The 6,512-nt window shown below is 74.4% G+C and carries 4 protein-coding genes; 1 reads left to right on the top strand and 3 read right to left on the bottom strand.

Annotation, left to right across the window (positions count from 1 at the left end):
* Window positions 1-107 precede the first annotated feature (107 nt).
* Together FOE67_RS12715 and FOE67_RS12710 are read right to left on the bottom strand one after the other, a co-directional pair.
* Window positions 108-1,544, bottom strand: coding sequence for a hypothetical protein (locus FOE67_RS12715; RefSeq protein ID WP_182663664.1), 1,437 nt, complete (start codon window positions 1,542-1,544; stop codon window positions 108-110).
* A gap of 161 nt (window positions 1,545-1,705) precedes the next feature.
* A complete protein-coding gene (locus FOE67_RS12710) occupies window positions 1,706-3,403 on the bottom strand; it encodes a hypothetical protein (RefSeq protein ID WP_228473826.1) in 1,698 nt (565 codons plus the stop codon).
* Window positions 3,404-3,610: 207 nt separating this feature from the next.
* Between FOE67_RS12710 and FOE67_RS12705 the strand changes: the two genes are divergently transcribed.
* On the top strand, window positions 3,611-4,084 hold the full coding sequence (locus FOE67_RS12705; RefSeq protein WP_182663662.1) for an SRPBCC family protein: 474 nt from the start codon (window positions 3,611-3,613) through the stop codon (window positions 4,082-4,084).
* A 70-nt stretch (window positions 4,085-4,154) separates the two neighbouring features.
* Here FOE67_RS12705 and FOE67_RS12700 read toward each other — a convergent pair whose 3' ends face one another.
* Window positions 4,155-5,813 (bottom strand): FAD-dependent oxidoreductase, encoded by a 1,659-nt coding sequence (locus FOE67_RS12700; protein ID WP_182663660.1) that lies wholly within the window; start codon window positions 5,811-5,813, stop codon window positions 4,155-4,157.
* Between the last annotated feature and the right edge of the window lie 699 nt (window positions 5,814-6,512).

The raw sequence follows: 6,512 nt of genomic DNA, 5'->3' as shown, positions 1-6,512 counted from the left end.
CCTCTCCCCCCATTCCTCTTCCTCCTCTTCGGCTTCCTCCCCCTTCGGCGCCTCCCGGTGGCCTCCGCTTTGTCGGTGCCACCGGCGGGACCGCCCCCAACGCGACCTCAGCGACCCCGTGATCCGCTCCCCACCGGCTCGTGGAGCGTTTCGAACCGCACCCCCGGGTAGCGGTTCTCGTCCTCCTTGCGGGAACGCTCCAGGAAGTCGTCGACGTCCTCCAGCGTCAGCGGCTCCGGCCGGGGATGGCGGGGCCGCAGGCGACGCAGGGCGGCGTCGTAGCGGGCGAAGTGGGCGAGGTCTCGTGGGTGGGCGCGGGTGCGCAGGCCGAGGAATCGACCCTTGCGGCGGGCCCGTCCCAGCAGTTCGCGCCACTCGTCGATGGTGGTCAGCCCCACCGCCTCCACCCCGTTCTGGAAGAGCGCGAGGTGGATCTCGTCGAACGGCTCGCGGTGGTCGGCGTCCAGATAGTCCCGCAGGGCCCGGTGGGAGACCTCGGTGTTGAACTTCATCCAGAAGGGCACCGCGCCGGCCATCAGGGTGGCCCGGGGCTCGGTGAGGATGAAGGAGGACACCATCAGCCGGTTCGTGGGGATGGAGCGGCGCGCGTACCAGTCGCGGTACAGGTCGGCGACCAGCGGGCTGGGGGCCTCGGGGTGGTCGAACACCACCCGTCGCACCCGGAAGCCGTTGGCCCGCGCGAAGCGCTCGATGTCCTCGCGCAGCGCCGGTTCGAAGCCCCACTCGGCCTCGGGGCTGTCGCCGTCCGGCTCGGGGCCGTACCAGCGGCGCACCGGGGAGTCGTAGCGCTCCAGGTACTCCGAGACCCGCGGGCTCCCGTGGTGGAACTCCTCCTCGGTGGCTCCGCCCATGGCCCCGTGCTGGAAGACGTGGCGCGGTCCGACCCGGGTGGTGCGCCACCGCGTCGTGCACTCGGAGACGACGATGGTCCCGCCGGGCTCCAGGCGGTCGAGCAGGAAGCGCTCCCACGTGGGCCCCAGTTCGAGGCGCTTGACCCGGAAGTAGGTCAGGGCGCGGACCATCATGCGGTCCTGGTTGGCGTCGTGCATGTGGTGCAGTGTGATCTCGGGGTTGCGCCGCACCAGTTCCGCGCCCGGTTCCAACCCCCGGAACATGGCGCCACCCGGATCGTCGGGGTGGACGCGCTGGCGCACCGGGATCAGGAACGTCTGGGGGAGCCAGGGAGCGCCCAGTGCGGTCCACAGATGGGTCAGCGCCCCGCAGGCGGACCCGACGGCGACCACCGGATAACGACGTCGGGGGTACTCCTCCGCCACCCACCTGGAGACCTCCTCCATGTCGATCCTCCCCATGCGCTTGGGGGAGATCGTCTCGGTGGCGCCGCTGCCGATGAAGACCTTCTCCCGCAGCCGGGGTGGAAGCAGTCGGGTGGCCGCGATCGGGATTTCCAGCAGTTTGTTCTCCCCCATGGCGGTGAAGGGTTCGTCGCGCAGGAAGCAGGCGTTGGCGCGCAACATGCCGGAGGAGGAGTCGAAGCCGGCGAGGAAAGGGGGAATGCCCATGATTCGGTCCTTTGTCGGGGCCGATGAAGCTGTTGTGGTTCGGGTTACCGCCAGGAAATGCGGGAAACCTCCCTGCTCCTCCCGTTGCGCTCGCGATGTCGGCCGATGGCCGGAAAACGCCGTTCGGGGCTTTCCCCGTGGAGGAGCGGGGCGGTACCCGATCAGGTGTCGTGCGGAGGGGTGCCGAAGGGACGGGAGAGGGGCACGCCCCAGTCGCGCCAGGGAGGACAGGAGGTCGGCGGTTCCCCGTCCAGGAAGCGGTTCACCTCGCGGGTGAAGGCCGGTCTGATCGGCAGGTAGGGGTGGGGCACCCGCAGCGGGCACACGTCCGCCTCGACGTCGTTCCCGGCGAGTTGCCACCCGTTCGGCATCAGCGGCAGATCGGTGGCCGAGGTGATGCTCAGCACCCGTACGTCGCCCGGCAGGGGTTGGGCCAGGATCTCCGAGGCGGCGTTCGGGGTGGCCAGGAGCTCCCGGGACGCCGGCGCGTCGGCGTCGAACCGGAAGTCCATCAGGTCGCCCAGCGGCACCAGCAGCCTCAGCAGGTCCCCGGCGACCCTTCCGGTGGCGTTCTCCCCGGCCGGCGGGTAACCGACCGGGCTCTCCGGGAAGGGACCGACCAGCACCAGGACGTCGACCTGCGGGGCCCGCCCCTCGGCGATGGCCTGCCAGGCGATCCACACCGCGTGGGAATGGGCGGCCACCACCAACGGTCGGGGCAGGTCCTCGACCTGCTCGACGAAGGCGTCCACCTGCTCCGCCACGGGACGCTGGGTGTCCTCGGGCACGTAGGGGGCCCCGGTGACGATCGGGCAGCGGGCCACCCCCCGGGGTTGCCCGTCGCCGGGGCCGGAGTAGGAGAAGTAGAAGGTGTTGTCGCAGTCGTAGCCCAGGCTCTCCACGTCGGTCTCGAAGATGGCGCCGCGCCCCGAGCCCGAGTTGATCCCCGACATCAGCAGGATGGAGCCGGGACGGGGGTCGGGCCGCGGACCGGGGTCGGCCTCCGCCCGGGTGCCGACGAACACGCCGGCGAGGACGACGAGCACGAGCGCCGCCACCGCGCCGCGCAGCAGCGGGCGGCCGTTCGGCGGGCGACGCAGCAGCAGGACCGCGCCGGCGGTGGCCGCGGCCGAGGCCGGGATCAGCAGGGGGAGCAGACCGGGCCACCGGTCGGCGAGCACCCCCAGGGCCAGCAGCACCACGACGTACGGCAACAACACCTCCACCCGCAGCGCCCGGCGCCAGGAGCGGGCCACGGCCGTGCGCAACCGCGGGGCGTCGGGTGCGCTCTGCCAGGGCACGGGCGCGGCGATCAGCCACACCAGGGCCAGGAACCCGAGCGCGGGCCAGAACATGCGGGCGTAGAGCAGGGCCTGTGCCATGAACTCCACCTGGGCCGCCAGCAGCAGCGGGAGGAGGACGATCAACTGGTAGAGAGCCGCGAAGCGCAGTCGGCGGCGCCACGGCCCCGGTATCAACGCGGCCAGGACGGTGGTCCGCACCGCCAGGGCGAGTACCAGCCCCGCCGCGAAGGCCGCGTGGGAGGGTGCCCGTGCCAACAGGATCCGCAGGTCGGTGAAGAGGTCCAGCGGTGGCAGCGCCACCGCGTGCACCAGGCCGGACCACCGGGGCAGCACCCCCGTGACGGCCAGCAGGGTCACCACGGCGGCGAGGACGGCCAGCGGCCACAGGGAGGGTTCGCCGGGGCGGAGCGCGAGGGCACCGGGAGGCCCCCCGCCGCGCCGGGCGGACCGGCGGGCCCCGGGTTTCCTGTCGGCGCGGCGACTCCCGGCCGGGGCCGGCGGGCCGTCGGGTTCCGTGTCGGCTCCGCGACGCGCTCCGAACGACGAGGGGGTCATACCTTTCCTCCCGCTGGTCCTGGATTCCGACCGGCCGCCCCCGGGCCCCGTGGTCCGGGGGCGGCCGGTCGGGGGCGCCCGCGGGGCCATCGGAGTGCCCCCGCATCCCTCGGGTACCCGGTTGTCGCCCGCCGGCACGGGCAGACGCCGTCCATCGGGGCCGGCCGACGACCGGCCGGTGACCGGGATCCGAGGAATGGAGGCGGCATGGCGGTACGACCGGTGTTGATCAGGCGATCCCCCCGGGTGGTGTGGGAGGTCCTCTCCGATCGTCGGTGCTACGCGGAGTGGGTGGTGGGCACCCGGGAGGCCCGCCCCTCCCACGGCGACTGGCCCGAACCCGGGTCGGCGCTGCGCTACGAGATGGGGGTGGGACGGTGGCGGCTCCCCGGCCGGACGGTGGTGCGGGTGTGCGAGCCCGGGAAGCGGCTGGAGTTGGAGGCGGAGGCCGGACGGCTGGGCACCGCACGCATCGCGCTGGAGCTCCGCCCCTGGGGGGAGGACACCCTGGTGATCGTGGACGAGCACCCGCTGACCGGGCCGGGGGGACGACTGCACAACGCGCTCTCGGAGGCGCTGCTGCACCAACGGCACCGCCGGATGCTGCGCAACCTGGCCTCGGTGGTCGAGGCGGCCGATTCCTCGACCGACTCCGGGGTCGGCACCTCTCCCGGGCGGTGAGCCGGCGCCGACGCGCCCGGCGCCCCCGATCGTGTTCCGGCGGGGGCGGCGGGCGCGTCGGCGCACGGGGTCACGCGCGGTCGGCGGGTCCGGGACCGGGCTCATCGAGGTACTCGGGTTCCCCCGGTTCCCCGTCCGTCCCGTCCTCGGCACCGGACGGGACGTCGAGGTCCCGGGGCTCCAACGGCTTGGTGGCGGGGCCCTGGACGACCGCGCCGTCGATGTCGAAGCGGGAGCCGTGGCAGGGGCATTCCCAGGCGGTCTCGACCTCGTTGAAGTGCACCAGGCACCCCAGGTGGGTGCACCGTGCGGAGAGGGCGTGGACCGTACCCGCCGGGTCGCGGTAGACGGCGGCCTTGGCTCCCCCCACCCGGATCAGGGCTCCGGTGCCGGGGGCGAGGTCGTCCACCGAGCCCGCCTCGGCGGGGCGCAGTCGGTCGCCGACGAAGTGCCGGGCCACGGTGGCCTGCAGCCCCAGCGCGCTCCCGGCCTCGCGGAGGGGGTGCAGGCGCCGGGGATCGTGCATCTCCGTCCACGGCGGGGGCTCCTCGTCGCCCCGCACCAGGGCTGCCAGCAGGTCACCGGCGACCACGCCGCCGGTCATCCCCCAGGCGTTGAACCCGGTGGCGACGAAGGTGTTGCGGGCGCCGGGGTGGAAGGGGCCGATGAACGGGACACCGTCGGTGCCGAAGGTGTCCTGGGTGGCCCAACGGTGGGTTTCCTCCGCCGCGGGGAAGCGTTCCCGCAGCCACTCCTCCAGCCGGTGCACCCGCGGTGCCATGGGCCCGTCTCCGGGCAGGAACTTCTCACCGGTGAGGATCAGCAGGCACCGGTCCTCCGGGCCGTCGGGCAGGGGGGCGGTGCGCACCGAGCGGGTGCCGTGGTCGGGGGTGAGGGCCATGGCGGCGGGGGCGGAGTCCACCGGGATCCGGGCACCGATCACCCACTCCCGCTTGGCCTCCAACCGGCCGAAGAGCATCGCCCGGTCGAAGACGGGGTAGTGGGTGGCGATCACCACGTGCCGCGCCGTGACCTCGGCGCCGTTCTCCGCGACCACCCGGCAGGGGTCGCCCTCGTGCAGTTCGACGGCCCGGGTGTGTTCCACGATCCGGCCGCCGTGGCGTTCGATGTCCTCGGCCACGGCGAGCAGCCAGGCGCGGGGGTGGAAGGCGATCTGGTCGTCCAGGCGGACCGCGGCGCGCACCGGGAAGGGCAGTCCGGTGTCGGCCGTCCCCGGTCCGTCGAGCAGGGTGACCGGCAGGCCGGCCTCGCGGGCGGCCTCGGCCTCGGCCCGCACGGCCTTCTCGGTGTCCGGCGTCTCGGCCCAGGTGAGGGCGGGGCGGCGGACGAGGTCGCAGTCGATGGAGAGTTCGTCGGTGATCTCGGCGATCCGCTCCACGGCACGGCGGTGCGCGTCGGCGTACAGACGGGCGGTGCCGGGGCCGTGCCGGTCGCGCAGTTCGGAGTAGCGCAGCCCCTGCAGGGCGGTCACCTTGGCGGAGGTGTGACCGGTGACCCCGGCGGCGACGCGGTCGGCCTCCAGCACGAGGACCTCCCGGCCGGAGCGGGCGAGTTCACGAGCGGTGCACAGGCCCGCCATGCCGGCGCCCAGGACCACGGTGTCCACCCGGGGCCGTTCCGAGGCGGCCAGAGGGGGCCGGGGGGTGCCGGGCGCGGTCTCGATCCACCAGGAACGTTCGGCGGGACCCGCTCCCGCGCCGGGGGTCACGCGGTCCCCCCGGCGGTCGGGACGGGCGGTGCGGACGGTGCGGCGCGTCCGCCGGCGGCTTCACGGTGCTCGGCCAAGGTCCGTTCTCCTCCTCGCTGCGCGGGACCCTCCCGGGGCCCCTCCGCAAACGGACGGGACGGCCCCGGAACGGGCTGAAGCGGGTGTCGGGTCACGCCTCGGGGTCCGGCCGGGGAGGGTCGGTGCCCCGTGCGCGCGACGGGCTTCCCGCGTACCCGGCGCCCCCGGGGCGAAACCCGGCCGGCCCCCGGCCGGAATGCCGGGGCGCCCCGGCACGGTGGGGGGCCGGCCGGTCCGCGGCCCCCTCGGCGGGAAAGGGGTGCCGGTGGGAGGGTCGACGAGGTTTCGCGGGGCCGCGAGCGGCGCGCGCAGGTCGTCGGGGGTCTCCCCCGCGAAGGCGGGGCGAGGGGATGCGCCCCGCCCGGCGTGCGAACGCGGAGCCGCCGGCCCGGCCGTATCCGTCGAGGACCCCGGCGAGGCGGTGCGCCGCATCCCGGCCCCCGGCCCGCAGGGGCTCGGGCAGGTCACCGGCCCCACCGCCGGGCGCGGCGGGCCGGCGGCCTCGGCGGCCTCGATCAGGGGGTTGACGCGCTCGCGGACCGGGGGCGGGTGACGACGCCACAGGCTGTCTCTTATAAACATCTGACGCTGCCGCCGAAGCTGCAAGTGTAGATCTCGGGG

It is taken from the genome of Streptomyces calidiresistens (genome assembly GCF_014141525.1).
Lineage (GTDB): Bacteria > Actinomycetota > Actinomycetes > Streptomycetales > Streptomycetaceae > Streptomyces > Streptomyces calidiresistens.
This window is presented reverse-complemented; position numbering and strand designations above follow the sequence as displayed.